Source organism: Polynucleobacter sp. 71A-WALBACH, assembly GCF_018882365.1.
Taxonomy (GTDB): Bacteria; Pseudomonadota; Gammaproteobacteria; order Burkholderiales; family Burkholderiaceae; genus Polynucleobacter.
In genome coordinates, this window is sequence record NZ_JACVOP010000001.1 from 625,040 (window position 1) to 651,660 (window position 26,621).

22 protein-coding genes are annotated in these 26,621 nt (G+C 46.8%); 21 read left to right on the top strand and 1 reads right to left on the bottom strand.

The window, feature by feature from the left end; translation table 11 throughout:
* Positions 1-215: 215 nt before the first annotated feature.
* From mraZ to lpxC, 17 genes are all read left to right on the top strand, one after another.
* Complete coding sequence (gene mraZ, locus ICN42_RS03290) at positions 216-644, top strand: division/cell wall cluster transcriptional repressor MraZ (protein ID WP_215387830.1); 429 nt, start codon at positions 216-218, stop codon at positions 642-644.
* A gap of 12 nt (positions 645-656) precedes the next feature.
* Positions 657-1,604, top strand: coding sequence for a 16S rRNA (cytosine(1402)-N(4))-methyltransferase RsmH (gene rsmH, locus ICN42_RS03295; protein WP_216250797.1), 948 nt, complete (start codon positions 657-659; stop codon positions 1,602-1,604).
* Complete coding sequence (ftsL, locus tag ICN42_RS03300; protein ID WP_088527827.1) at positions 1,601-1,867, top strand: cell division protein FtsL; 267 nt, start codon at positions 1,601-1,603, stop codon at positions 1,865-1,867. The genes rsmH and ftsL overlap by 4 nt, the downstream gene beginning before the upstream one ends.
* Positions 1,864-3,636: a penicillin-binding protein 2 gene (locus ICN42_RS03305; protein ID WP_216250800.1), complete on the top strand. Its 1,773-nt coding sequence runs from the start codon at positions 1,864-1,866 to the stop codon at positions 3,634-3,636. Before ftsL ends, ICN42_RS03305 begins: the two co-directional genes overlap by 4 nt.
* A complete protein-coding gene (locus tag ICN42_RS03310; RefSeq protein ID WP_216250803.1) occupies positions 3,633-5,186 on the top strand; it encodes a UDP-N-acetylmuramoyl-L-alanyl-D-glutamate--2,6-diaminopimelate ligase in 1,554 nt (517 codons plus the stop codon). The genes ICN42_RS03305 and ICN42_RS03310 overlap by 4 nt, the downstream gene beginning before the upstream one ends.
* On the top strand, positions 5,183-6,631 hold the full coding sequence (gene murF / locus ICN42_RS03315; RefSeq protein ID WP_255539219.1) for a UDP-N-acetylmuramoyl-tripeptide--D-alanyl-D-alanine ligase: 1,449 nt from the start codon (positions 5,183-5,185) through the stop codon (positions 6,629-6,631). The genes ICN42_RS03310 and murF overlap by 4 nt, the downstream gene beginning before the upstream one ends.
* The gene (gene mraY / locus ICN42_RS03320) at positions 6,622-7,791 is read left to right on the top strand and encodes a phospho-N-acetylmuramoyl-pentapeptide-transferase (RefSeq protein WP_216250806.1); all 1,170 of its coding nucleotides are present in this window, start codon (positions 6,622-6,624) and stop codon (positions 7,789-7,791) included. The genes murF and mraY overlap by 10 nt, the downstream gene beginning before the upstream one ends.
* A 10-nt stretch (positions 7,792-7,801) precedes the next feature.
* Positions 7,802-9,421 carry a UDP-N-acetylmuramoyl-L-alanine--D-glutamate ligase gene (murD, locus tag ICN42_RS03325; RefSeq protein WP_216250810.1) on the top strand — a complete coding sequence of 540 codons (1,620 nt, stop codon included), beginning with the start codon at positions 7,802-7,804 and terminating at the stop codon, positions 9,419-9,421.
* Positions 9,418-10,689: a putative lipid II flippase FtsW gene (ftsW, locus tag ICN42_RS03330; protein WP_216250812.1), complete on the top strand. Its 1,272-nt coding sequence runs from the start codon at positions 9,418-9,420 to the stop codon at positions 10,687-10,689. Before murD ends, ftsW begins: the two co-directional genes overlap by 4 nt.
* A complete protein-coding gene (gene murG, locus ICN42_RS03335; protein WP_216250816.1) occupies positions 10,686-11,759 on the top strand; it encodes an undecaprenyldiphospho-muramoylpentapeptide beta-N-acetylglucosaminyltransferase in 1,074 nt (357 codons plus the stop codon). The genes ftsW and murG overlap by 4 nt, the downstream gene beginning before the upstream one ends.
* Complete coding sequence (murC, locus tag ICN42_RS03340; protein WP_216250819.1) at positions 11,756-13,192, top strand: UDP-N-acetylmuramate--L-alanine ligase; 1,437 nt, start codon at positions 11,756-11,758, stop codon at positions 13,190-13,192. Before murG ends, murC begins: the two co-directional genes overlap by 4 nt.
* A gap of 13 nt (positions 13,193-13,205) precedes the next feature.
* Positions 13,206-14,198, top strand: a complete 993-nt coding sequence (locus ICN42_RS03345) for a D-alanine--D-alanine ligase (protein WP_255539290.1) — start codon at positions 13,206-13,208, stop codon at positions 14,196-14,198.
* Positions 14,195-15,061 (top strand): cell division protein FtsQ/DivIB, encoded by an 867-nt coding sequence (locus ICN42_RS03350; RefSeq protein ID WP_255539220.1) that lies wholly within the window; start codon positions 14,195-14,197, stop codon positions 15,059-15,061. Before ICN42_RS03345 ends, ICN42_RS03350 begins: the two co-directional genes overlap by 4 nt.
* A gap of 9 nt (positions 15,062-15,070) precedes the next feature.
* The gene (gene ftsA, locus ICN42_RS03355) at positions 15,071-16,300 is read left to right on the top strand and encodes a cell division protein FtsA (protein ID WP_216250826.1); all 1,230 of its coding nucleotides are present in this window, start codon (positions 15,071-15,073) and stop codon (positions 16,298-16,300) included.
* A 45-nt stretch (positions 16,301-16,345) separates the two neighbouring features.
* Complete coding sequence (gene ftsZ / locus ICN42_RS03360) at positions 16,346-17,686, top strand: cell division protein FtsZ (protein WP_216250840.1); 1,341 nt, start codon at positions 16,346-16,348, stop codon at positions 17,684-17,686.
* 111 nt (positions 17,687-17,797) lie between these two features.
* Positions 17,798-18,298, top strand: coding sequence for a peroxiredoxin (locus tag ICN42_RS03365; protein ID WP_216250843.1), 501 nt, complete (start codon positions 17,798-17,800; stop codon positions 18,296-18,298).
* 28 nt (positions 18,299-18,326) lie between these two features.
* Positions 18,327-19,241 carry a UDP-3-O-acyl-N-acetylglucosamine deacetylase gene (lpxC, locus tag ICN42_RS03370; protein WP_216250846.1) on the top strand — a complete coding sequence of 305 codons (915 nt, stop codon included), beginning with the start codon at positions 18,327-18,329 and terminating at the stop codon, positions 19,239-19,241.
* Between the two features lie 2 nt (positions 19,242-19,243).
* On the opposite strand, the gene ICN42_RS03375 is transcribed toward lpxC, so the two are convergent.
* A complete protein-coding gene (locus ICN42_RS03375; protein WP_255539221.1) occupies positions 19,244-19,777 on the bottom strand; it encodes a hypothetical protein in 534 nt (177 codons plus the stop codon).
* 24 nt (positions 19,778-19,801) lie between these two features.
* Here ICN42_RS03375 and secA point away from each other — a divergent pair, with 24 nt between their 5' ends.
* From secA to argJ, 4 genes are all read left to right on the top strand, one after another.
* Positions 19,802-22,567, top strand: coding sequence for a preprotein translocase subunit SecA (gene secA, locus ICN42_RS03380; RefSeq protein ID WP_216250849.1), 2,766 nt, complete (start codon positions 19,802-19,804; stop codon positions 22,565-22,567).
* 136 nt (positions 22,568-22,703) lie between these two features.
* On the top strand, positions 22,704-23,162 hold the full coding sequence (locus ICN42_RS03385; protein WP_216250852.1) for a (2Fe-2S)-binding protein: 459 nt from the start codon (positions 22,704-22,706) through the stop codon (positions 23,160-23,162).
* 11 nt (positions 23,163-23,173) lie between these two features.
* On the top strand, positions 23,174-25,297 hold the full coding sequence (locus tag ICN42_RS03390) for a xanthine dehydrogenase family protein molybdopterin-binding subunit (RefSeq protein WP_216250855.1): 2,124 nt from the start codon (positions 23,174-23,176) through the stop codon (positions 25,295-25,297).
* An 81-nt stretch (positions 25,298-25,378) separates the two neighbouring features.
* Positions 25,379-26,614 (top strand): bifunctional glutamate N-acetyltransferase/amino-acid acetyltransferase ArgJ, encoded by a 1,236-nt coding sequence (argJ, locus tag ICN42_RS03395; RefSeq protein WP_216250858.1) that lies wholly within the window; start codon positions 25,379-25,381, stop codon positions 26,612-26,614.
* Positions 26,615-26,621 lie beyond the last annotated feature (7 nt).

Below are 26,621 nucleotides of genomic sequence, written 5' to 3' on the forward strand. Positions count from 1 at the left end.
TTGCTTATTATTAAGCTAAATAGCTAAGACCTATTCTTAAGTATATTTTCCAAGCTGTTGTTTCAAGTAGCATTTTTATAAGCACCATTTTATCAACACATGACGCTAAGTGTTTGTAATCACTAGGAAATTTCCTAAAAAATTACCCAAAAACACTTGACCCTCTTATTGCGATCCTCTAAAGTGGGAGGAAGTGTGAAAAAGTGGGGTAAATAGTGTTTCAAGGTGCGTCAGCTCTCAATTTAGATGCAAAAGGCCGCATGTCTGTGCCGGCAAAGCATCGTGACGCCTTGTTAGTTCAGGGTGAGGGCCGAATTACGCTCACAAAACACCCTGATGGATGCCTACTGCTGTTCCCTCGACCTGAATGGGAAACCTTTCGCTCCCGCGTCGCGCAATTGCCGATGGATGCCCATTGGTGGCGTCGAATCTTCCTTGGTAACGCTGCGGAAGTGGATTTGGATAGCGCAGGAAGAATTTTGGTGAGCCCAGAGTTGCGATCAGCTGCTGGCATTGAAAAAGAAGTGATGCTGCTCGGAATGGGTAGTCATCTAGAGCTGTGGGACGCCGCTACTTACGCTACAAAAGAACAGGCTGCCATTGCACAAGGTATGCCTGAAGCCCTGAAGCAATTTAATTTTTGATGACAGGGTGCCATGAACATAACTCATCGCCCAGTATTACTGGCCGAGGCGGTGACGGCGCTGATCAGTGGCCCACGCATCAACTCTCCCGAAGCTTCGAATCTACTCTTGATCGATGGAACCTTTGGGCGGGGCGGCCATACCCAGGCGCTACTTTCACAACTACCTGCGAGTGCTCGAATGATTTCATTCGACAAGGATTTGGATGCGATCGCGGTGGCAGAAAAAATCAACGACTCGCGTTTGCGAATCGTGCACGACAGTTTTGCGCAGATGGATCAGTACGCGGAGCCAGAATCCGTCGATGGGATTTTGTTGGATCTGGGAATCAGCTCTCCACAAGTAGACGAGGCGCATCGCGGCTTTTCCTTTCGGAAGGATGGTCCGCTCGATATGCGCATGAACACGGATCACGGTTTGACGGCAGCAGAATGGTTGGAGCGAGCATCACCAGAGGACATCACACGCGTGATTAAGACTTATGGTGAAGAGCGTTTTGCGTTTCAGATCGCTAAGGCTATTGTGGCAAAGCGAGAAGAGGGCTTGTCGCCAAAAACAACCTTGCAACTAGCAAGCTTGGTAGCTAGTGTTGTTCGTACAAGAGAAGTGGGGCAAGATCCTGCCACCAGAACTTTTCAAGCGCTACGTATTTTTATTAATCGGGAATTAGAGGATCTAGAGCTCGGATTAAAAGCTGCACTCAAATTATTGAAGCCAGGCGCGCGTTTGGCGGTAATTAGTTTCCATTCTCTAGAAGATCGTATTGTGAAGCAGTTCTTGCAGTCACATGCCAAGGTTGAGATACCGCGCGGTTTGCCCGTTCGCGATAGAGATCTACCCCAAAGTGCCCTAGAGATTATTGGCCGCGTAAAGCCAAGCGCTGAAGAAGTTAGGGAAAACCCCCGCGCTCGTTCGGCCATCATGCGCGTTGCTGAAAAACGCGCAGGAGTATTCGCTTGAACCGCGCAACGCTCACCTTGCTGGTATTGCTATTAGTCTGCGCACTATCTTTGGTGGCGGCACAGCAGCGTGCGCGTAAATTATTCATCTCCTTAGAGCGCGCACAAATTGAAGAGCGCAAATTAAACCAAGACTGGTTGCGCCTGGAGTATGAGCAGCGCAACTTATCTAAGTCTGCGCGGATTCGCGATGTTGCTCGCAATCAGTTACACATGGTTCCCATATCTCCAGAGCGTACTTTGTACTTGAAGGAGGCTAGATGAGGCCAGTAGGTTTTTCAACTACGCCTAATTTAGTGTTGCGTCTGCCAATGTGGCGGTCACGCCTAATGCTGTTTATGTTGTTCTTTGTATTCATGTTGCTGCTGATCCGCGCCTTCTGGATTCAGGGTCCAGGAAACGCCTTCTATGAAGCGAAGGGTGTACGCGGTACACAACGCGAGTTGGAGCTGCCGGCTTCCCGCGGAAAAATATTGGATCGCAACGGCCAAGTGATTGCTACGAGCTTAGAAGCTAAGTCAGTAATTGCCTATAACGATACTGTGCCCGATGATTTGTCTGCAGATAAGGTGCAGAAGTTAGCCAGCCTTTTGCAGATCAGCGAATCTGAGTTGCGGAAAAAACTAAAGGAAGAGCGCAAGCAGATTTTCTTGAAGCGCCAAGTTGACCCAGAAGTGGCACAACAAATTAGGCAATTAGAAATTCCTGGTATCGGCCTCAATAATGAATACCGTCGCTTTTACCCAGAAGGTGAGGCGATGGCACACGTCGTTGGCTTTACCAACGTGGAAGATCGTGGTCAAGAGGGTATGGAGCTCTCTAGAGAAAAAGAGTTGGCTGGACATCCGGGCGCGCGTCGAGTGGTAGTAGATCGCCTAGGCCGTGTTGTTGAGGATGTTGCGATTTTGCAGTTGCCGCAAAATGGTAAAGATTTGCAACTTTCTATTGATAGCAAGATTCAGTTTCTGGCTTATAACGCTGTTAAAAATGCAGTCGAGCAGCATCATGCAAGTGCAGGTGGTGCAGTCGTGCTAGATACCCAGACTGGTGAGATCTTGGCTTTAGCAAATTACCCAAGCTATAACCCTAACGATCGCAAGAAGTTAACTGGTGAGCAGTTGCGTAATCGCGTTTTAACTGACACCTTTGAACCTGGTTCGACCATAAAGCCATTGACTGTGTCAATTGCTCTAGAAAAAGGCGCTATTACTCCCAATACCAATATGGTAATTGGCGCCAAATATTTAGTTGGTCCAAAACCAATTACGGATACCCATCCTTACGGCAACTTGACTGTCGCTCAAATTATTCAAAAGTCTAGCAATATTGGTACAGCCAAAATTGCGATGAACAATCTATCTACAGAAGAGATGTGGAATTTCTACACCTCTGTTGGTCTGGGTCAGGCGCCCAAGATTGGCTTCCCTGGTGCTGTAGCGGGTACCGTGCATCCTTTTAAAAAATGGATGCCAACTGATCAGGCGCGGATTGCGTTTGGATATGGTATTTCAGCTTCGCTCTTTCAGGTGGCTCGTGCTTACACTATCTTTGCTCGTGATGGCGAATTAGTACCTCTCACAATTGAACGCAGTCCAGACTTTAAGCCTGGTACGCATGTCATTTCGGCTAAGACGGCAATTGAGATGCGCGGCATGATGGAATCCGTGACCGAGCCTGGTGGCACCGCAATCAAAGCGCAAGCCGAAGGTTATCGGGTTGGTGGCAAAACAGGTACAGCGCATAAATTAGTGGGTAAGGGCTATGGCAATAAGTACCGTGCTTACTTTGCAGGTCTAGCGCCAATTAGTGCGCCACGCATTGTGGTTGCCGTCATGATTGATGAGCCGACTGGCGGAAGTCACTATGGCGGTGACGTTGCCGCACCAGTGTTCTCTACTATTGTGAGTGAGACTCTGCGTACCTTAAATGTGTTGCCAGATAGCAATGTCAAACAGATGGCGCTGCAGGATAAAAATCCTGCAGAAATGCAGAGTGCTGCAGTCAAAACAAATGCAGCGGTTTTAAAAAGATGATGGCAATGGTAAATATTGAACCCCATCTCTTGATATCGCATTTACGTGATCTCACATCAGCGGATGCAAAAGTCACTGCTGATAGTCGTCAAATTCAATCTGGCGATATCTTCTTTGCATATCCTGTTGGTCATGGCAATGTCTTAAGGGATGGCCGCGATTACATTACGGCTGCTTTGGCAAATGGTGCAGCAGCAGTTGTATTCGATCCTGCTGATGGCGTTGCCAATGAATACTTAGATCGTCCAGAATGTTTTGCTGTTGAGAATTTATCAGCTATGGCTGGAGAGCTCTGTGCAGAGTGGTATGGCTACCCAAGCAGAAGATTAAATGTCATTGGCGTTACAGGTACCAATGGCAAAACCAGCATTACCCAATGGTTAGCGCAGGCTTTGGATGAACCTAGCCATCGAGCAGCAGTATTGGGTACTTTGGGTGCTGGATTCCCGGGTGCGCTGATTCAAACTGGATACACCACGCCAGATGCGCCGCGCTTACAAACTCAATTAAAAGAATTGCTTGATGCGGGTGCGCAGCAGCTTGCCATAGAGATTTCCTCTCACGCATTAGATCAAGATCGTATCGCTGGGCTGGATGTGCGCAGTGCAGTATTTACTAATTTGACCCAAGATCACTTAGATTATCACGGGACGATGGGGGAGTACGCTGCGGCAAAAGCAAAACTGTTTCAGTTGCCGCAACTTGAAAATGCCATTATTAATTTTGATGATGTATTCGGGCGCGAATTAGCTATGAAGCTTCTTGCTGGCGATGGTCCAAAAGTATGGGGCTACGCATTAAGCGGGAATGCATTTGCTGGATTTGAAAAATTTGGCGATTGTCTGAAACGAGTGTATGCAGAAAATACTCTATTTACAACTGCGGGTTATGAATCTCAATTCAACTGTGATACCTTAGGCTCCAGCGCTGTTCAGCTTGCGGTATTGGGAGAATTTAATCTCAGTAATTGCCTTGCTGTTTGGACAGTCCTATTGGCTCAAGGCTTGAGTCCAGACGAGGCTTCTAAGCGCATGAGTAAGTTGAGTGCTGTTCCTGGCCGCATGGAGTTGATGCGTTTGAATAAAACGCCGAAAGCTGAGGGTCCACTAATTGTTGTGGACTACGCACACACACCAGACGCTCTCAGCAAAGCTTTAAACGCATTGCGCCCCATTGCAAATCAACGTGATGGAAAGTTATGGTGTGTATTTGGTTGTGGTGGGGATCGAGATTTAGGCAAGCGCCCCCAAATGGGTCATGTAGCTCAAGAGTTTGCCGATCATATTGTGATTACGAGCGATAACCCAAGATCCGAAGATCCGAAGTCCATTATTACGATGATTCAATCTGGTATGTCAGGAAATTTGGCGAATGTTCAAGCACTGCCAGATAGAGCGGCCGCCATTATGGCCGCCGTTCGACATGCCGATATTAAGGATATTGTTTTGGTCGCTGGGAAAGGGCATGAGTCCACTCAAGAAATCAATGGCAAGAAATTTGATTTTTCCGATCATGAGCATATTCGTTTGGCAGCTGGGGGTGGCATATGAGTAAGCCGATGACTACTCTTGCTCAAGTGCATGCCATGCTGCCAGACAGTCAGTTGATTCACGCTGATAAAGAGTCTGCTCGAGCAATTCCCATTTCTTGTGTGGGCAGCGATAGTCGTCAGATTCAATCTGGTGAATTATTTATCGCCTTATCGGGTGAGCGTTTTGATGCACATCATTTCTTGGGTGAGGTCGCCACTGCAGGCGCTAGTGCAGCGCTCATTAGCGATAAAGAGGCATGCCCAGAAAATTTGCCCGCAGTGTATGTTCAGGATACAAAGCAAGCTTTAGGTGAATTGGCTAAAGCATGGCGTGCGCAATTTTCTATTCCAGTAGCTTTGGTAACCGGATCTAACGGGAAGACCACCGTAAAAGAGATGATTGCTTCAATCTTCAAGGCGGCTGCTAGTGAAGAGTGCACGCTAGTCACCAAAGGTAATTTAAATAACGATATTGGTCTGCCTTTAACCTTACTACGCATGCGATCAACCGATCGTTTAGCCGTCATTGAATTGGGAATGAATCACCCTGGTGAAACCGCAGAGCTCGCCGTCATTGCTCAGGCCAATATTGCTTTAATCAACAATGCACAGCGCGAGCATCAAGAATTTATGGCGACTGTAGAAGCCGTTGCAAAAGAGCATGCAGCTGCCGTGACTTCTCTTCCTGCGGATGGTGTCGCAGTATTCCCAGCGGATTCTGAATTTTCTGATCTTTGGTATCAAGCTGCCGCTGGACGCAAGGTAATTGACTTTGCTTTATCTACTGACGCTGCTTTAGCCAGGGCTGCTGTAACTGGCAAGTTGTTGGCTAGCGGAAGAATTGAGATTTCTACGGAACTCGGCAAGATTGAGGTTCAGCTCAATACCTTGGGAAATCACAATGTACGTAATGCATTAGCAGCGAGCGCAGTTGCTATAGGTGCTGGTTTAAGTTTGGAACAAATTAAAGCGGGTCTGGAATCTTTTGTCCCAGTAAATGGACGTATGCAGTCAAAGCCTTTAAATGCAGGTCGTACTTTGATTGACGATAGTTATAACGCTAATCCAGATTCTGTCAGGGCTGCTATTGATGCGCTCAAACAATCTGGAAATGCTTCCTGGTTGGTATTGGGGGATATGGGTGAAGTAGGCGATCAAGGCCCAGCGTTTCATGAGGAAGTTGGCGCCTATGCTGCTGAGCAGGGCATTAGTAGGTTATTCGCTCTCGGTGAGCAGTGCAAATTCGCAGTGCAAGGCTTTAATGAATCACAGAAAACTCAGTCCGCTAGCGGTGCTGCGCATTTCACTACCTTGGATCAGTTACTTGAAGAGCTCAATGTGGCATTGGCACATCAAGATTCAAGTAAGCAAACGCATTTAGATATTTTGGTTAAGGGATCTCGTTTTATGCGTATGGAGCGTGTAGTACAAGCCTTATTAGAGGAGGCTAAAACATGCTCTTAATATTGGCTCAATGGTTGCAAGATGATTTTGGATTTTTCCGAGTCTTTAACTACATCACTTTTAGAGCGGTGATGGCAACAGTGACGGCGCTCCTGATTGGCTTGGCATCCGGCCCATGGGTTATTCGGAAGTTGACTGCATTAAAGATGGGGCAGGCAGTTCGCACAGATGGCCCACAAACCCATTTAGTGAAATCTGGCACGCCTACGATGGGTGGTGTATTAATTCTTTTGGGTATTTTTATCTCCTGCGTGCTGTGGGCCGATCTGAGCAATCGCTTTATTTGGATTGTGATGATTGTGACTTTTGGATTTGGCATGGTGGGCTGGGTGGATGACTACCGTAAGGTGGCGCGTAAAGATCCCAAAGGAATGGCCTCAAGAGAAAAATTCTTTTGGCAAACATTAATTGGTTTGTTTGCGGCAATTTATCTAGCCTTTTCTGTATCTGAGGTCAATAACCTTAAGGTCTTACAGTTATTTTTTGATTGGCTTAAGAGTGGCTTTGCTTTGGATCTGCCAGCTAAATCAAACTTGCTGATTCCTTTCATGAAAGAAATCAGTTACCCATTGGGCGTCATGGGATTCATTATCTTGAGTTTCTTGGTCATTGTCGGCAGTAGTAATGCAGTGAATCTCACTGATGGACTCGATGGTCTAGTGATCATGCCCGTAATATTGGTTGGAGCGGCACTAGGTGCTTTTGCTTATGTGATGGGTAATGCGATTTACGCTAAATATTTACTGTTTCCTTATATTCCTGGCGCAGGCGAACTCATGATTTTCTGCGGGGCCATGGGTGGGGCAGGCTTGGCGTTCCTTTGGTACAACACACATCCTGCCCAAGTATTTATGGGTGATGTTGGTGCGCTCGCATTAGGCGGTGCACTCGGTACTATTGCCGTTATTGTTCGCCAAGAAATCGTACTCTTTGTAATGGGTGGGATCTTCGTGGCAGAAACACTATCAGTGATGCTGCAAGTTTTCTGGTTCAAATTTACCAAGAAGCGTTTTGGTGAAGGCCGTCGCATTTTTAGGATGGCACCACTGCATCACCATTTCGAATTAGGTGGCTGGCGCGAAACACAAGTAGTGGTTCGTTTCTGGATCATCACCATTCTATTAGTTCTCATTGGCCTCTCCAGCCTGAAATTACGGTAAGCCAAAGAATATGCATAACCTAGATCAAGCCTTCGCTAACCCTGCTCTCACCGCAGATGAGGGTTATCAAGCACCCCAACATTTCTTGATATTAGGATTGGGAGAATCTGGCTATGCCATGGCCAAGTGGTGTTTGCGGAACGCTGCACAGGTCAGCTTGGTAGATACGCGTGATCGTGAAAAGCTAAATGAGCGACAAAGAGCTTGGTTAGCAGATCTTGAATTTGCAGGGCTTAAAGAAAGTTATTTTGGGCCTCTGGATGATGTTAATTTAAAAAATATTGATGTCATCGGAATTAGTCCTGGTTTATCGCCACTGCAAGAACCAACCGCTTCTTTCCTGGCTAAGGCGCAAGATTTGAGCATTGATATCTGGGGAGAGTTGGAATTCTTTGCCAGAGCTATTGCTGCGTTGGATCGCATGGCTCAAGTTGAACAGTCTCAATATAAGCCTGCTGTACTAGCCATCACCGGCACTAATGGGAAGACAACAACGACTGCTCTGACAGGGCAATTGTGTGAGCGTGCCGGCAAGAGGGTTGCCGTTGCCGGAAATATCAGCCCAGCAGCTTTAGATAAGCTGATGTCTTGCTTGGATGAGTCTGATCAAGTTGCCGATATGCCTGAGATTTGGGTGCTTGAACTGTCTAGCTTCCAATTGGTTTACACCAGCACTTTCAATGCGACAGCGGCAACCGTATTAAATATTACGCAAGATCATTTAGATTGGCATGGTGACATGCAGGCCTATATGGATGCAAAAGCCAATATTTTTGGCCAAGATACTATTTGCATTCTGAATCGCGATGATTCACTGGTAATGAATTTACTAACTGATGAGCAAAAATCTCATAAATCCATTGTCACATTCGGTGCCGGCCGTCCAGATGAGCAGGGTGCCTTTGGAATTGAGCATGATCTACGTGCTGGTGGAATTGATTGGCTGGTCTGGGCTGAGGTCGACGAAGATCTTGAGCCTCAACCGAAGCGCCGCCGTAAAGCGGCTGTTATAGAGGCCGAGCCATTAAGACTAAAGCGTTTGATACCTGCCGATGCTTTACGTATTCGTGGTCGCCATAATGCTTTGAATGCTTTAGCCTCATTAGCCTTAGCGCGAGCAGCTGGTTTACCGATGAATATGCTTTTACATGGTTTGCGTGACTACCATGGTGAGCCTCATCGTGTTCAAAGCGTTGCGATTGTGTCGAATGTTGAATATGTTGATGACAGTAAAGGGACTAATGTAGGGGCTACAGTAGCCGCATTAAATGGCCTCAGCGCTAATGAATCTGGCAAGCGGATCTGGTTAATTGCTGGTGGTGAAGGTAAGGGCCAAGACTTTAGCCCTTTGCGTGATCCTGCAATGCGCTTTGTAAAAGGTGTTTTTCTGATCGGTAAAGACGCCCCAATCATCGCTGAGGCTTTGACCGACTCGGTGCCATGCACTATGAGTGAGACGCTCCAAAACGCAGTAGCTCAAGCTGCAAAACAAGCCCAGTCTGGCGATATTGTTTTACTGTCTCCAGCTTGTGCCAGCTTTGACCAATTTAGTGATTACGTAGCGCGCGCTGAAGCATTTGTTGCGGAAGTTCAAGAATTGGGTATGCAATTCGAAGGAGCTGACGCATGAGTTTGAAGGAAAAACTTTTTCCTGAGAATCGTTTGGGTCTAGGCCGCTTCTGGAATTTCTCCAGAGGTGGAATAGATAACTTCCGTAGTGGCTTGAGAGATGCGGTTTCTGGCGTTGAGCAAACTCGCTCACGCATGATGGACTATGACCAGTTATTGGTTTGGGCGGTATTGTCTCTAGCCCTGATCGGTTTAGTAATGGTCTACTCCGCATCGATTACCTTGGCCGATGGCCCTAAGTACGCAAATTACAGCAGTAACTTCTTCCTCATTCGCCATTGCATTTCATTAGCCATTGCTATTGGTGTTGGTATTTGGGCATTCAAGATTCCAACCAAAGTGTGGGATCGCTATTCCCCCATCATTTTTGGTTTCACGGTTTTACTTTTAATTGCTGTACTTATTCCTGGTGTTGGAAAAGGGGTAAATGGAGCAAAGCGTTGGATTCCATTGGGTCTCATGAATTTCCAGCCATCCGAGCTAATGAAGTTTGCTGCCGTAATTTTTGCTGCAAGCTATACAGTGCAACGCCAAGAATATCTCCACTCCTTTGTTAAAGGAATGTTACCGATGGGCATAGCCGTTGCTTTAGTTGGCGGCTTGCTGATGGCTGAGCCAGACATGGGCGCATTTGTCGTGGTTGCTTTAATTGCTTTTGGAATTTTGTTCTTAGGCGGTATTAATGCCAAGTTATTTGGTGGGTTGGTCTTAGTTGGTCTGATGAGTGGCGCCATCATGATTGCGCTCTCACCATTCCGTCGTGGTCGTATGTTGGCGTTTATGGATCCATGGCAGGTGGATAACGCAGCGAATAAAGGCTATCAGCTAACCCATTCTCTAATGGCATTTGGTCGTGGCGAATGGTTTGGCTTGGGGCTGGGCGGTAGTGTCGAAAAATTACATTACCTTCCTGAGGCTCATACCGACTTTATCATGGCGGTGATTGGTGAAGAACTCGGATTTGTTGGCGTAGTCGTGATGATCTTTTTGTTCTATTGGATCGTGCGTCGCGCATTCCTTATTGGCCGTACCGCTTTGCAATTGGATCGTAGTTTTGCCGGTCTTGCTGCTAAAGGTGTAGCGATATGGATTGGTTGGCAGGCATTTATTAATATGGGTGTGAACTTAGGCTTGCTACCAACTAAAGGCTTAACCCTTCCATTAGTGAGCTATGGCGGCTCAGGAATTTTAATGAATGCAGTAGCAGTAGCAATGCTACTTCGAATTGATTACGAAAATCGTATTTTGATGCGGGGTGGCAAGTTATGACCAAGCCATCCATTTTGATTATGGCCGGTGGTACTGGGGGACATATTTTCCCGGGCCTAGCTGTTGCTGAATACCTGCGCATTTGTGGTTGGAAGGTTTCTTGGCTTGGTAATCAGAGTGGTATGGAATATCGCTTAGTAAAGGCGTGCGACTTCCCATTCGAGGCGGTTGACTTTGGCGGCTTGCGTGGCAAAGGTTTGAAAGCCAAGTTAATGCTACCTTTGAATCTTGCCAGAGCTAGTTTTCAGAGTTGGAAAATTATGCGCCGTATTAAGCCAAATGTAGTTTTAGGTATGGGCGGTTACATTACTTTCCCTGGTGGCCTAATGACTAAGCTCTTAAAGAGGCCATTGGTTCTTCACGAAGCAAATTCTGTAGCGGGAAGTGCGAATCGTGCTTTAGCCAAGATAGCCATGCGAACCTTGACTGGTTTTCCAGATACGATGGCTCACGCTGAGTGGGTAGGAAATCCTATTCGTAAAGAATTTGAAAGCGTAGACGCACCAGCAAAACGTTACGCAGCACGCACCGGCCCTCTATCGATTCTGGTGGTGGGTGGCAGTTTAGGTGCCGCTGCATTAAATGAAACTATTCCAGCAGCCTTGGCGCTGATGGATAAGGATGCGCGACCGTACGTGATTCACCAGGCGGGCGATAAGCATCTCAGAGATCTACAGCAGCGTTATGCTGACTTGGGACTAACTGCCGATATTCGTCCTTTTATTGACGATATGCCAACTGCCTATGCTCAAGCAGATCTAGTAATCTGCCGCTCTGGTGCAATGACCGTTTCAGAAATTGCAGCCTGTGGTGTTGCATCCTGCTTGATTCCATTCCCGTACGCGATTGATGATCATCAAACTGCAAATGCACGTTTTCTAGCGGATGCAGATGCGGCCATTCTATTGCCGCAGCAGGATCTCAATCCACAGGATCTAGCGTCAATGATTCAAAACTTTAACCGCCATGATTTACAAGTGATGGCTGAACGCGCTCATGCTTTGGCTAAGCCCCATGCAACCCGGCGTGTGGCTGAAGTATGCGCAGACTGTGCAGGAGTAGGTATATGAAACATATCGTTCAGCAAATACATTTTGTTGGTATTGGCGGCGCAGGCATGAGTGGTATTGCCGAGGTGCTTCTGAATCTGGGATATCAGGTATCTGGATCTGATTTGACTGAAGGCGCTGCAACCAAACGTTTAAAAGATTTGGGCGCAGTCATTCATATTGGGCATGATCCTAAGAATATTGGTACAGCAGAAGCGGTGGTGATTTCTACTGCGGTTGCAGGGAACAATCCAGAGGTGCTTGCTGCTCGTGCAGCTAAAGTGCCTGTGATTCAGCGCGCTGTCATGCTTGGCGAACTCATGCGTTTAAAGCAGGGTATTGCGATTGCAGGAACTCATGGCAAAACGACTACGACCAGTTTGGTTGCTTCAGTCTTAGCGCAGGGTGGTTTAGATCCCACCTTTGTGATTGGCGGAAAGTTAAATTCTGCAGGCGCCAATGCCCGATTAGGCCAAGGTGATTTCATTGTGGTGGAAGCGGATGAATCCGATGCCTCCTTCTTGCAATTATTTCCAGCAATGGAAGTGGTTACTAATATTGATGCTGATCATATGGATACGTATCAGCACGATATGGCGAGATTGAAGCAGGCCTTTGTGCAGTTTATTCAGCGTATGCCTTTTTATGGTGTCGCAGTGCTTTGTATTGATGATGCCAACGTTCGCGACATTATTCCGTTTGTTTCTCAGCCAGTATTACGCTATGGCTTATCTGAGGATGCAGATATTCGTGCGAGCAATGTGCGTGCTGAAGGCACTCGGATGCACTTTACAGTCGACCGTAAAACTGTCCGCAGACATGGCAATAAGCCAGGCCGTATTGAAGTGCAATTAAATTTACCTGGCATGCACAATGTTCAGAATGCATTGGCAGCCATCGGTATTGCAACGGAATTGGGTGTTAGCGATGAGGCCATCGTGAAGGCTTTATCTGAATTTAGTGGTGTTGGTCGTCGCTTTCAAAGATATGGAGAAATTCCCCTGGCATCCGGTGGAAGCTTCACTTTGATTGATGATTATGGGCACCACCCTGTTGAAATGGCTGCCACTTTATCTGCTGCGCGTGGCGCTTACCCCGGCCGTCGCTTGGTATTAGCTTTTCAGCCCCATCGCTTTACAAGAACTCGTGACTGCTTTGGTGAGTTTGTGCAGGTACTAAAAAACTTTGATGCTCTAGTGTTGACTGAGGTTTATCCCGCTGGCGAAGCTAAGATTCCAGGTGCAGATGGTCAAAGCCTGATAAAAGCTGCTGTTGCGAACGATAAAACTGTCAATACATCATTAGACGCTGCGGCAGTGGTATTTGCCCCTAGCGTTGCTGAGATGCCAGAAAAATTAAGCGCCTTATTGCGTGATGGCGACGTCTTAATCACGATGGGTGCAGGCTCCATCTCAGGATTGCCTCAAGCATTGGCGGAGGCACAGCATGTCTAAGCAAAATAGAGCTATGAGCTCTTGGGGCGAGCGCGTGAAGCATGATCTCGCTAACTTGGATATTAAATCATTAGGCCGAGTGGGTGTCTTGCTGGGTGGTCGCTCTGGTGAGCGTGAGATTTCATTGATGTCTGGTGGCGGTGTATTAGAGGCCTTGCTTTCTAAAGGCGTTGATGCGCACCCATTTGATCCTGGATTGCGTTGCCCCACTGAATTAGCAAAAGAAAAATTTGACCGTATCTTTATTTCTTTGCATGGACGCTATGGCGAGGACGGCACCATTCAAGGATTGCTCGAGCTCTTAGATTTGCCTTATACCGGCAGCGGTGTGCTGGCCTCCGCATTAGCGATCGATAAAATTGCAACCAAACTTGTTTGGCTCAGTAGTGGTCTTTCTACTCCAGAGTTCCAGGAGTTGAAAGCCGATAGTGACTGGAGTGCAGTAGTGAAGCACTTAGGCCTGCCATTAATTGTGAAACCTGCGCATGAAGGTTCCTCGCTCGGTTTGACTAAAGTGAAATCCGTTGAGGAATTGCCCGCAGCTTATCTACTAGCTGCAGGAATGGATAAAAAGGTCATTGCTGAGACTTGTATTGTTGGAGATGAGCTGACTTGCCCCTTGGTTGGATTTGGTGCGGATGTCGAGGCTTTGCCCGTGATCAAAATTATTCCACCAGAAGCTAATTACGATTTTCACAATAAGTATTTCTCGGATGAGACTAAATACTTATGCCCAACTGACTTGGCGCCAGAGATAAATCAAGCAGTGCAAGATTTAGCTTTAGCTGCCTACCGTACTCTTGGTTGTAAAACCTGGGGTCGCGCTGATGTGATGCTGGATCAAAAAACAGGCAAACCCTATCTATTAGAAATGAATACCTCTCCAGGAATGACCTCACATTCATTGGTTCCGATGGCTGCAAAAGCGGCCGGAGTTGAGTATGCCGAATTAGTTCTCTGGGTGATTAGTCAAACTTTGAATACCAAGGGAGCTGCGCAGGTATGAGTCGGATGAGCGCTTTCTTAAACGGCTTCGGTGAAGTATGTGCTTCACTGGCATCACCGCTTTGGAATCATCCAGAGCGGATGCAAAAGCTGAGTCGTTTCTTGATGCGCTGTTTTGCGGTGATGGTTTGCGTTGGAATTCTAGTTTGGTTAAGTCAGCGTCCGGTATTTGCCTTACGCCAAGTGGTGATAGAGCCAGTAGCTGGACAAACACTCAAGCATATTAATAAGCCCGTAGTAAAGCAGCAGGTCTTAGAAACAGTCCAAGGAAATTTCTTTAGCGTGAAATTAGAGGATGTGAAGCGTGGTTTCGAGTCTATGCCTTGGGTACGTCATGCAAACGTTCGCAGAGTATGGCCCAACGGATTGATTGTCAGCATTGAAGAGCAAAAGCCCTTTGGTACATGGGGTGGTGCCGATAGTCACACCTTAATGAATACCCATGGCGAGCTCTTTGCGGGTCGTGTTTCTGATGTGGGAGATGGCATTCAGTTAATTGATTTCTCTGGGCCAGAAGACGCGAGTAAAGAAGTCATGCGCTTGTATGAAAAAGCAAATGCTTGGTTTAAGCCTTGGAGTGCAGAAGTAAAAAGCCTCACTCTCTCTGAGCGTTACGCCTGGCATGTGAAGTTATCCAATGGCATGAAAGTGGAATTTGGTAGAGATGAAGAGAATTCGGACAAAACATTAACTGAGGATCGTGTAGCGCGTCTCTTTAAGTATTGGCCACAGGTTCAAGAGAAGTGGGCAAATCGCGTAGATGCGATTGATCTGCGGTATGCAAATGGTTTTGCAGTGCATCTTGCTTCGGCAAGTTTGAAAAAGAATGAAGTAGACGGCAAAAAAAGTGAGCAGAAGCAATGAGGAATGAGAATGAGTAAAGACAACCGCGATTTATTGGTCGGATTGGATATTGGAACCTCCAAGGTGGTTGCTTTGGTTGCTGAGTTAGCGGCTGATGGCCAATTTAATGTGGTCGGCGTTGGCCAAACTGCATCTAAGGGTTTGAAAAAGGGCGTGGTTGTCAATATTGAAGCAACTGTTCAGTCCATTCAAAAGGCGCTTGAAGAAGCTGAGGTCATGGCTGATCGCCAGATCGTACAGGTCTTTACTGGTATCGCTGGAAATCATATTGTGAGTTTTAACTCGAGCGGTATGGTGGCTATTCGCGACAAAGAAGTTAGCGCGGGAGATGTTGAGCGCGTCTTGGAAACTGCTAAAGCAATCAATATTCCAACAGATCAGCAAATCCTTCACATCTTGGTTCAGGAATTCATTATTGATGGTCAAGAAGATGTGCGTGAACCTATTGGGATGAGTGGTTTGCGTCTTGAGGTCAAGGTGCATATTGTTACTGGCGCTGTTAGTGCTGCGCAAAATATTGTGAAGTGTGTACGTCGTTGCGGCCTCGAAGTAAATGATTTAATTTTGCAGCCCCTGGCATCCAGTTTGGCTGTATTAACTGAAGATGAAAAAGAGCTGGGCGTAGTGTTGGTGGATATTGGCGGCGGTACTACCGACATCGCAATCTACTGCCAGGGTTCTATTCGACATACTGCTGTGATTCCAATTGCAGGCGATCAAATTACCAATGACATCGCGATGGCATTGCGTACGCCGACTATTGATGCAGAAGATTTGAAAATTCAGTACGGAATTGCTCGTCAGGATATGGCTGATCCGACCACCATGATTGATGTGCCGGGTGTTGGTGATCGTGAGCCACGCCCAATGTCAAAACAAGCATTGGCCGCAGTGATTGAGCCACGGGTAGAAGAATTATTTACTTTGGTGCGTGGTGTAGTTCGTGATTCAGGTTACGAAGACATGGTGTCTTCAGGAATCGTACTGACTGGTGGTACCTCGTTAATGCCAGGAATGGTTGAGCTTGCTGAGCAAGTGTTCTTGCGTCCAGCGCGTATTGGCACACCTGAGTATCGCGGTCATCTGCACGAGGTTCTACGTAGCCCACGATTTGCTACCAGTATTGGTTTGTTAATGGAAGGTCAGGCGCAGCTATTGCGCGGCCGTCGAGTATCGCAATCAGGCGCGTTGCAAAGTGTGATTTCGCGCATGAAGGAATGGTTCGCAGGAAATTTTTAAGTTTTTCGTCGTCGTCAATGTTGTACTTATTACCTAGGAGGGTATATGGAATTTGAAATGTTAGATCAAGAAACAGCTGGCAAAACCATTATTAAAGTGGTTGGTGTTGGTGGTGCAGGCGGTAATGCCGTTCAGCACATGATCCGTCGCGGTGTTAATGGCGTAGAGTTTATTTGCATGAACACCGATGCTGGCGCTTTACAGCGTTCTGAGGCATCTGTGAATTTGCAACTAGGTTCTAGCGGACTCGGTGCTGGCGCAAAACCTGAAATCGGAGCGGCTTCTGCTGAAGAAGCGCGTGCTCGTATTGCAGATACATTGCAAGGTGCACACATGGTGTTTATCACTGCAGGTATGGGTGGTGGCACAGGAACTGGTGCAGCACCAATCGTTGCCCAAGTCGCTAAAGAAATGGGTATTTTGACTGTCGGTGTTATTAGTAAGCCATTTGATTTTGAGGGTGTTAAGCGTCTTAAGGTTGCAGAGAATGGTGCCGCCGAACTCGAGTCTTACGTGGATTCATTGATCGTAGTTCTCAATGAGAAACTTTTTGAAGTGATGGGTGAAGATGCCGAGTTTGATAAGGCATTTGCATGCGCTGATGACGTATTGCATAACGCTGTTTCAGGTATCGCGGAAATCATTAACGTACAAGGCCTGATCAACGTCGACTTTGAGGACGTGAAAACAGTCATGGGCGAACAAGGCAAGGCGATGATGGGAACTGCAACAGTTTCTGGCATGGATCGTGCACGCTTAGCCGCAGAAGCTGCTGTTGCCTCTCCATTGCTCGAAGGTGTTGATTTGTCTGGTGCGCGTGGCGTATTGGTTAATATCACCGCTAGCCGTTCATTGAAATTGTCTGAGACTCGTGAAGTTATGGCAGCAATTCGTGGCTATGCCGCAGATGATGCAACTGTGATATTCGGTACTGTGTATGACGAAAGCTTGGGTGATGCGTTGCGCGTGACTGTTGTGGCTACTGGATTGAATAATCCACAAGCACGTCAAAACCATCAACCGGAAGTAGTTTGGAGACAAGCCACTGGTACGCATGATGCGATGCCAACCATGGCCGACTTAAACAGCTTTGCTCCAGCAAGCGCTTCAGCAGCAATGAGTAAGGTAGGCCTAGATTCAGCTCTAAGCACCAGCGCAGGCTTGGCAATGACGGGTGCAGGCAGTGCGCCATCTATGGCTGCTCAACCAGCAACTGGCGGTGTTGATTACAGCCAATATGATTTGCCACGCGTATTCCGTAGTTCACGTGAAGCTACACCAGCCCCTACATTGGGTGCTGATAGCTCACCACAGGCGAAAACCATGTTGGATAAAGGGGCTGATTACTACGAAATCCCAGCTTTTTTACGTAAGCAAGCAGACTAAACCACTGCTCAATACAATAGCTTGTGCAGAATGCCAGCGCGGCGCCCCTCCGGACGACGAATCCCGCGCTAGCGTTGGCATACTCATGACAACTATTTCATTGGAGACTTTATGATCGCAATCGGACAAAAATTACCAAACGCTACTCTTTACGAGTTTTTAGATGAGGCTAGCGAAGGTTGCGCTATTGGACCTAATGCATTTGAAGTTGAAAAACTAGCCGCCGGAAAAAAAGTAGTGATCTTTGCATTGCCTGGCGCCTTCACACCAACCTGTTCAGCAAAGCATGTTCCTAGCTATGTTGAGCACTTTGATGCAATCAAAGCAAAAGGTGTTGATGAGATTTGGTGTATTTCGGTAAACGACCCATTTGTAATGGGTGCCTGGGGCCGTGATCAAAAAGTGGGTAAAAAGATTCGTATGTTGGGCGATGGCAGTGCCGAATTCACTAAGAAGCTTGGCTTGGAATTGGATTTGACTGCCCGTGGTTTTGGTGTTCGTTCAGATCGCTATGCCATGATTGTTGAAGATGGCGTAGTTAAAGCTTTAGAGCGTGAAGCGCCTGGCAAGTTTGAAGTAAGTGATGCTGCTTCAATTTTGAAGAAGCTTTAAGAAGTTATTCCTGAATTTAGATCAAGCTATGATGAAGCAACGCACAATCGCTACTCCGATTAAAACCGTGGGGATTGGCTTGCACTCTGGACGCAAGGTAACCTTATCTATTAAGCCTGCACCGGTAAATTCAGGAATCTTATTTGTACGTGTAGATACCCCAGAGCAATCAGTTATTCCGGCTACTGCTCTGGCGGTTTGCGATACCCGCTTGGCCTCGGTGATTCAAAAAGATGGGGTGCGTGTATCAACCGTCGAGCATCTGCTTTCCGCTTGTGCCGGCCTAGGACTTGATAATTTACTCATTGAGCTTGATGGTGAAGAAGTTCCCATCATGGATGGAAGTGCTGCTTCCTTTTTATTCCTAATGGAATCAGCGGGCATTGCCGAGCAAGAGGCACCTCGTCAGTTCGTAGTGATAAAAAAACCTGTAGAAGTGAGGGAGGGCGATAAGCTTGCACGCCTAGAACCTTTCTTTGGTTTTAAGCTGGACTTCACAATCGACTTTAAGCATCCGGCTGTGGATAAGACTGGTCAGCGATTTGTAGTGGATTTTGCTGAACACGCCTATCGTAGCGAGATTGGACGTGCCCGCACTTTTGGTTTTGCTCATGAGGTTGAAGCATTGCGGGAAATGGGATTGGCGCGCGGCGGAAGTTTAGATAATGCGATTGTGTTGGATGAGCATCGTATCCTTAATAACGAAGAATTACGTTATGAAGATGAGTTTGTGCGGCATAAAATTTTGGATGCCATTGGCGATCTGTATTTGGTTGGACACCCTATTGTGGGCTCCTATATTGCTGAAAAATCAGGGCATGCCCTAAACAACGCACTTTTGCGTAAGTTATTGGAAGATCCTAGCTCTTATGAAATTAGTAGTTTTCTAGAAAATAAGGCTCCAGAGGCCTACTCCAAAGAGAGTCAACCCCTCTTTTTCTAGGTTTATTTAGGTTTGCTTTGAAGTAGCCGTTCTACGGCCTTGCGCAGATCAGAATCTGGCGCTAATTTCTCAAGTAAAGACTCCCAAGAAGCCCTCGCAACCGCATTAAAACCTTTGGGCTTTTGGTTAGACTGAAGTCCCTCTCGGGGTTTAATTTCCCAGGTGGGCGGTGCTGGCTTTAGGCGTACCTTAATACCTGTACAGATCACCCCTTTTTTACCTAACTCATTGATTAAGCTAGGTAAAACTTGCTGAAGGCGGGTCGCAATACTCGCCCCATTGACCAATAGAAACAGCTCATTTTGACCGCCAGAACGCCATCCAACCTCAATTTTAGGCGCTAAGTTATCCAAATCCAACTCAAACAGAGCGGCTTTGAGGGCAATCTTGAGTTTGGCCAGATCTTCTGTTTTGGCCAAAATTCCGCCTAAGCCCTCAGAGTCACGCAAATACTCCAGCCACTCATGGGCGGCTTTCGTGCGGACAGGTTTGGGTGCGAAGTTCATATAAAAATAGGGTGCGGGTGATAAACTCAAGGTCTTAATTTACTTCAATATCCCATGGTAATCGGTCTTCTTAAAACCCTGGTCGGCAGTCGTAACGACCGCCTCTTAAAACAGTATCGCAAAGTAGTTGCCAAAGTTAGCGCTTTCGAGGCTAGCCTGCAAGCTTTGGATGATGCCGCACTGCAAGCAAAAACTGCTGAGTTCAAGTCGCGTTTGGCTGCGGGCGAGTCATTAGATGACATTGCTCCAGAGGCTTTTGCAGTAGTTCGTGAGGCGAGCTCGCGGGTGATGAAGATGCGCCATTTTGATGCGCAGATGATGGGTGGCCTTGCATTACACCAAGGCAAGATTGCTGAAATGGGAACGGGCGAAGGAAAAACCTTAACCGCTACGCTTCCAGTGTATTTAAATGCCCTGACTGGTAATGGTGTTCATGTCATTACCGTGAATGATTACTTGGCCCAGCGGGATGCTGAGTGGATGTCAACGCTCTATAACTTCTTAGGTATGAAAGTAGGTGTCAATCTATCTCAGATGGATCACACCACTAAGCAAGAAGCTTACGCAGCTGATATTACCTATGGCACTAATAATGAGTTTGGTTTTGATTACCTGCGTGACAACATGGTTCAAGACTTGGGTCAGCGCGTTCAACGTGGTTTAGCTTATGCGATCGTTGACGAGGTGGACTCGATTTTGATTGATGAGGCTCGTACCCCATTAATCATTTCTGGTCAGGCTGAAGATCACACTGACTTATACATCAAGATCAATGCCTTACCTGCTTACTTAGAGCGCCAAATCGGCGAAGAGAAAGCCGATGGTACTGGTGTTGAGAAACCGGGTGATTATTGGGTTGATGAAAAGTCTCAGCAGGTTTATTTAACAGAGCGTGGTCATGACAAGGCTGAGACAGTTTTAGTTGAGATTGGCGCTTTGAATGATGGCGACTCTTTGTACGCTCCGCAAAATATTACCTTGATGCACCACGTGTACGCTGCATTGCGCGCACATACTTTGTATAACCGTGATCAACAATATGTCGTTCAAAATAATGAGGTCATCATTGTTGATGAATTCACGGGACGCTTAATGCAGGGTCGTCGCTGGTCCGATGGCTTGCATCAAGCTGTTGAGGCTAAAGAGGGTGTTCCGATTCAGAATGAGAATCAGACCCTAGCCACAATTACGTTCCAAAACTACTTCCGGATGTACGGCAAGTTGGCTGGTATGACGGGAACTGCTGATACTGAAGCTTATGAGTTCAAGGAAATCTATAACCTTGAGACTGTAGTTATTCCTCCAAATCGTATTAGCCAAAGAAAAGATCGTCAGGACCAGATCTATAAGACTTCGCGTGAGCGTTACGATGCAGTGATCAAGGATATTGAGGATTGCTATCAGCGTGGTCAACCTGTATTAGTTGGCACAACCTCTATTGAGAACTCAGAATTAATCGCAAGTTTGTTAGATAAGCGTCAATTGCCGCATCAAGTCTTGAACGCGAAACAGCATGCTCGCGAAGCAGAGATCATTGCTCAAGCCGGTAGGCCAAAAATGATCACCATTGCTACCAATATGGCTGGTCGTGGAACGGACATTGTTTTGGGTGGCAACGTTGGCAAGCAATCTTCCTTGATTCAGGCAGATGCCAATTTTTCTGACGCGGAAAAAGCTGCCAAGATTAAGACCTTACAAGATGAGTGGCAAAGTCTGCATGATCAGGTATTAGTTGCCGGTGGTTTGCATATTATTGGTACAGAGCGTCACGAGAGTCGCCGTATTGATAATCAACTTCGCGGTCGTGCTGGTCGTCAGGGTGATCCTGGATCTTCCCGTTTTTATCTTTCTTTAGATGATTCTCTCTTGCGTATTTTTGCTGGAGATCGCTTACGCGCAGTAATGGATCGCCTCAAAATGCCAGATGGTGAGCCGATTGAAGCGGGCATGGTGACGCGTTCGATTGAGTCTGCTCAGCGTAAGGTTGAGGGTCGCAACTTTGATATTCGTAAGCAGCTCTTGGAATATGACGACGTTGCCAATGATCAACGGAAAGAAACTTATCGTCTGAGAAATGAAGTATTGGAAAGTAGCGATGCCGGTGATTTGATCGCTAATTTGCGTGAAGATGTATTGCGTGGCATTTGTGCGCTCTATGTTCCCTCGGAGTCGATGGAAGAGCAGTGGGACTTAGTTGGCCTGGAAAATGTATTGGCCAGTGACTGGGGCTTAACAGTTGATCTAAAAAATTGGGTTGAAAATGCCACGTCCATGGACGATGAGCAGATTGTGGAGCGTGTATTAACGGCTGCAAAAGAAGCCTATGATGCAAAAGTAGAGCTATCTGGACGCGCATCCTTTGCTGGATTTGAGCGCTCAGTTTTACTCTATAGTTTAGACACCCACTGGCGTGAACATTTGGCTGCATTGGATCATTTACGTCAAGGCATCCATTTGCGTGGCTATGCCCAGAAGGATCCAAAACAAGAATATCGTCGTGAAGCATTCGAGCTTTATGGCGAGTTACTCAATGTCATCAAGAATGATGTTGTGAAAAGCATCATGACCGTACAAATTCGGAGTGCCAGTGAATTAGATGAAGCTTCTGAATCTATGAACGAAGATTTAGCCAAACTCTCTGATGTGCAGTATCAGCATGCCGATGCAGATCTTGAGGTTGCTGGGTCAACTGGTGATCGTGGCGCTGCAATTGAAATTGCTCCGGCACCTTTGCGCACCGGCCCTAAAGTAGGTCGTAACGATCCATGTACCTGCGGTAGCGGCAAGAAGTATAAGAACTGTTGTGGTGCATTAAGTTAACGTCATATCCGCAACGATTGGAATAAAAGGCTCAGATTAATCTGAGCCTTTTTTCTTAGTGAAAGCCCTAGTGAGCTTGCATGCGAGATCTTTGAAGATCTGTCATCATTCTTTAAGATCAATATCAGGAGGTAGCATGACAATTTCTTTTAATCTCAATGGCAAGGTTGTCCAATTCGAAGGGGATCCAGAGACCCCAATTTTGTGGGTTTTGCGAGATCATTTAGATGTGACGAGCCCAAAGTACGGGTGTGGTGCTGCTTTATGTGGCGCTTGCACTGTTCACCTTGAGGGGAATGCTATTCGCTCTTGCTCTACTCCTATTTCAGTAGCTAGTGGCAAGAAAGTCACCACATTGGAAGGTTTACCAGAAAAAATGGGCCACGCCTTGCATGACGCCTGGTTGGAATTCGATGTGCCGCAATGTGGCTATTGCCAGACTGGTCAGATGATGTCAGCGGCAGACTTATTGGCGCGAAAGAAGCAGCCAAATTCTGAAGAGATTAAAAACGCAATGAGTGGAAACATTTGTCGTTGCGGCACTTATTCTCGAATTGAGAAGGCTGTAAAACGCGCAGCTGATAAATTGGCATAAGAGACTAAAACATGAAAAATAATTCTATAAAAAATATCAACCGTCGTCAGTTTCTTCAGCAAAGTACAGCGGTCACCAGCGCTTTTGTCCTGGGAATGTATCTTCCCATTACTAGCGATGCGGCCATCGCTGTCTCGAGTGAGCCAGCGTTAGCAAATGCATGGATACGTATTACCCCAGACAATCAAATCACGTTGATTTGCGCTCGTTCTGAAATGGGGCAGGATACTTACACATCCATGCCAGCATTGCTTGCGGAAGAATTGAATCTACCTTTGTCGATGATTAAGGTGGAGATGGCTGGTGTTGCGCCTGTTTATATTAATGCTTTGTTGGGTGGTCAAATTACCGGTGGCTCAACCTCAGTGCGCGAAGGTTTTGATAAGTTACGCACTGCTGGAGCCGCTACCCGCGCCGTCTTAGTTCAGGCTGCAGCGAATCGATGGAATGTTTCTATTGATCAATGCAAGGCAATGAATGGAAAGGTGACTCATTCTGGAGGTAAATCAGCCACCTATGGCGAGTTGGCCGCTGATGCCGCTAAGTTACCTTTGCCAGAAAAGCCAGCACTCAAATCACCTGCAAACTTTATGGTGATTGGTAAAGAAAAAATGCGTCGCTTAGATACCCCTGCAAAGATTGCAGGTAAGGCAGTGTATGGTATCGATGTGAAGATTCCAGGAATGGCTATTGCATCACTGGCACAGTGTCCAGTAATCGGAGGTGTACCTAGTACTGTCGATAGCTCCGCCGCTTTAAAAGTCTCTGGTGTCATTAAGGTAGTACAGATCTCGGATGGTGTTGCAGTTTTGGCTAAAGATTTTTATGCGGCACGCAAAGGTAGAGATGCGCTAAAAATTACCTGGAATGAAGGCGCTGGAGCCAATTTAAATAATGTGGAGATTCGTAAGCAGCTTGAGGCGGGTTTAGGTAAGAAAGGGGCCATCATTAAAACCGTTGGCGATCCCAATGGCGCCATTGCGAACGGCAAGGTCATTAGTGCGCAGTATTTCTTACCCTACTTGGCACACTCTACGATGGAGCCTGTGAATTGTTCTGCCGATGTTTCAAATGGAAAATGTAGGATCATTGGTCCCATTCAATTTCAGCAGGGCGCGCAAGCGGTTGCTGCCACCGCTGCAGGCGTTAAGCCAGAAGATGTGACGATTGAGACCACTTTCTTGGGTGGTGGATTTGGCCGTAAATTAGAGTTGGATTTTATTCGTCAAGCTGCTGAAATTTCACGTGCAGCAGGTATGCCAGTCAAGATGCTTTGGACTAAAGAAGACGATATTACTCATGACTTCTATCGTCCAATGTCTGTTCATAAAATGGAAGCGACACTGGGCGAGAATGGTCAAATCAGTTCCATGAAGGCGAAGATGGTTTCTCAGTCCGTGACGGCTCGCGCATTCCCTGGTTTTGTTAAGGATGGCTTTGATCCTTTCATGACTGAGGGGTCGAACAATCTCACCTATGACATCCCCAACTTGGAGATTACTAATGTGATTGAGGATGTTGGGATTAGGGTGGGTTATTGGCGCTCTGTGAGTAACGCCTTAAATGCATTTGCTGTTGAGAGTTTTATTGATGAGCTTGCTCGAACTGCCGGCAAAGATCCGGTTGCCTTTAGGTTAGCGGAATTAAAAAAGCAACCAAGAGCCTTAGCAGTTTTAAAACTTGCAGTAGAGAAGTCTGGTTATCAGGCTGGCAGTAAAAAATTTGGTGTTGCGCAAATGGAATGTTATGACACCTACTCTGCTTGCATCGTGGAGTTAGACGGGCAGGTTTCTGAGACTAAGGTTAAGAAGATCACCTTTGTCTCAGATTGTGGAATTACAGTGCATCCAGATCAAGCTAGGGCTCAGTTGACTGGAGGAGTTCTTTATGGCCTTGGAGCCGCTTTGAGTAATGAAATTACCATTCAAAATGGCCGAGTTCAGCAAAGTAATTTCAATAACTATCCAACACTTCGGCAAAATCAAGTGCCAGTGGTCGAGGTGCATTTAGTTCCTAGCCTAGAGAAGCCCGGTGGCTTAGGAGAGGTTGGGGTGCCTCTAGTTGCCCCAGCCCTAACCAATGCCATAGCGGCCGCTACCGGTAGGCGTATTCGGGAGTTGCCAATCAAGGGTTAGTGACCTGTGGTGTTTTATTGCTTCAAGCGCGCCATTGATTGGCGCGCTTGCTTTTGAAGCCTCATCTACAATTGTTAGATCATGACAGTTAACCTACCACTCCCCCAAAAAGACCAGCTAAAGCCTATTAAAGGTTTTCAAATGGGCATCGCCGAAGCTGGAATCAAAAAAGCCAATCGCAAGGATTTATTGGTGATGACTTTGGCGCCTGGCTCCCAGGTTGCTGGTGTTTTTACCTTAAATCGTTTTTGTGCTGCGCCAGTGCAGGTTTGCCGTGAGCATTTAGCCATGGACGGCTCTAAAGGCGAGATTCGAGCTTTAGTTGTTAATACGGGAAATGCCAATGCGGGGACTGGTGAGCGCGGTATGAAAGATGCTTTATCCACTTGTGCAGAGTTAGCAAAAGAATTGCAGCTCAATCCAGAACAAATTCTGCCGTTTTCAACTGGTGTAATTCTGGAGCCACTGCCAATTGATAAATTGATTTCTGCTTTACCCAGGGCGGTTGCTAATTTAGGTGAAGATCATTGGTTTGATGCTGCAGAAGCCATCATGACAACGGATACCCAGCCTAAGGCTGCGTCGATGACAGTAGAGACCCCAGCTGGGCTTGTGAATATCACGGGTATTTGTAAGGGTGCAGGCATGATTCATCCGAATATGGCGACTATGCTGGGCTTCATTGCAAGCGATGTTGGTTTTGCGCCAGGCTTACTCAGTCAATTGACTCGAGAGATTGCCGATCTTTCATTTAACGCTATTACGATTGATGGCGATACTTCGACCAATGATTCATTCATCATCATGGCGACTGGCCAGTCTACAGTGCAGATTCAATCAACTGCTGATGTCAGTTATAGCTTGGTTCGGACTGCATTAATTGATCTCGCACGCAAGCTTGCTCAAATGATTGTGAGAGATGGTGAGGGTGCAACAAAATTTATTACGATTGATGTGCAGGGTGGGAAGACTGAAGATGAGTGTCGTTTAGTCGCAGAGGCGGTCGCCCATTCACCCTTGGTAAAAACTGCCTTCTTTGCTAGTGACCCCAACTTAGGCCGTATCCTTGCTGCTATTGGCTATGCCGGCATTCATGATCTTGATGTGAACCAAGTGCAAATGTGGCTTGGAGATGTATGGGTTGCCAAGAATGGTGGCCGCAACCCTGATTACCAGGAGACAGATGGTCAAAGGGTAATGCAGGCTCCAGAGATTACCGTCAAAATTGACTTGGGTCGCGGATCCGCAGGGCAGACGATGTGGACCTGTGATTTATCACATGACTACGTTTCCATTAATGCAGATTACCGCTCTTAGGAATTTG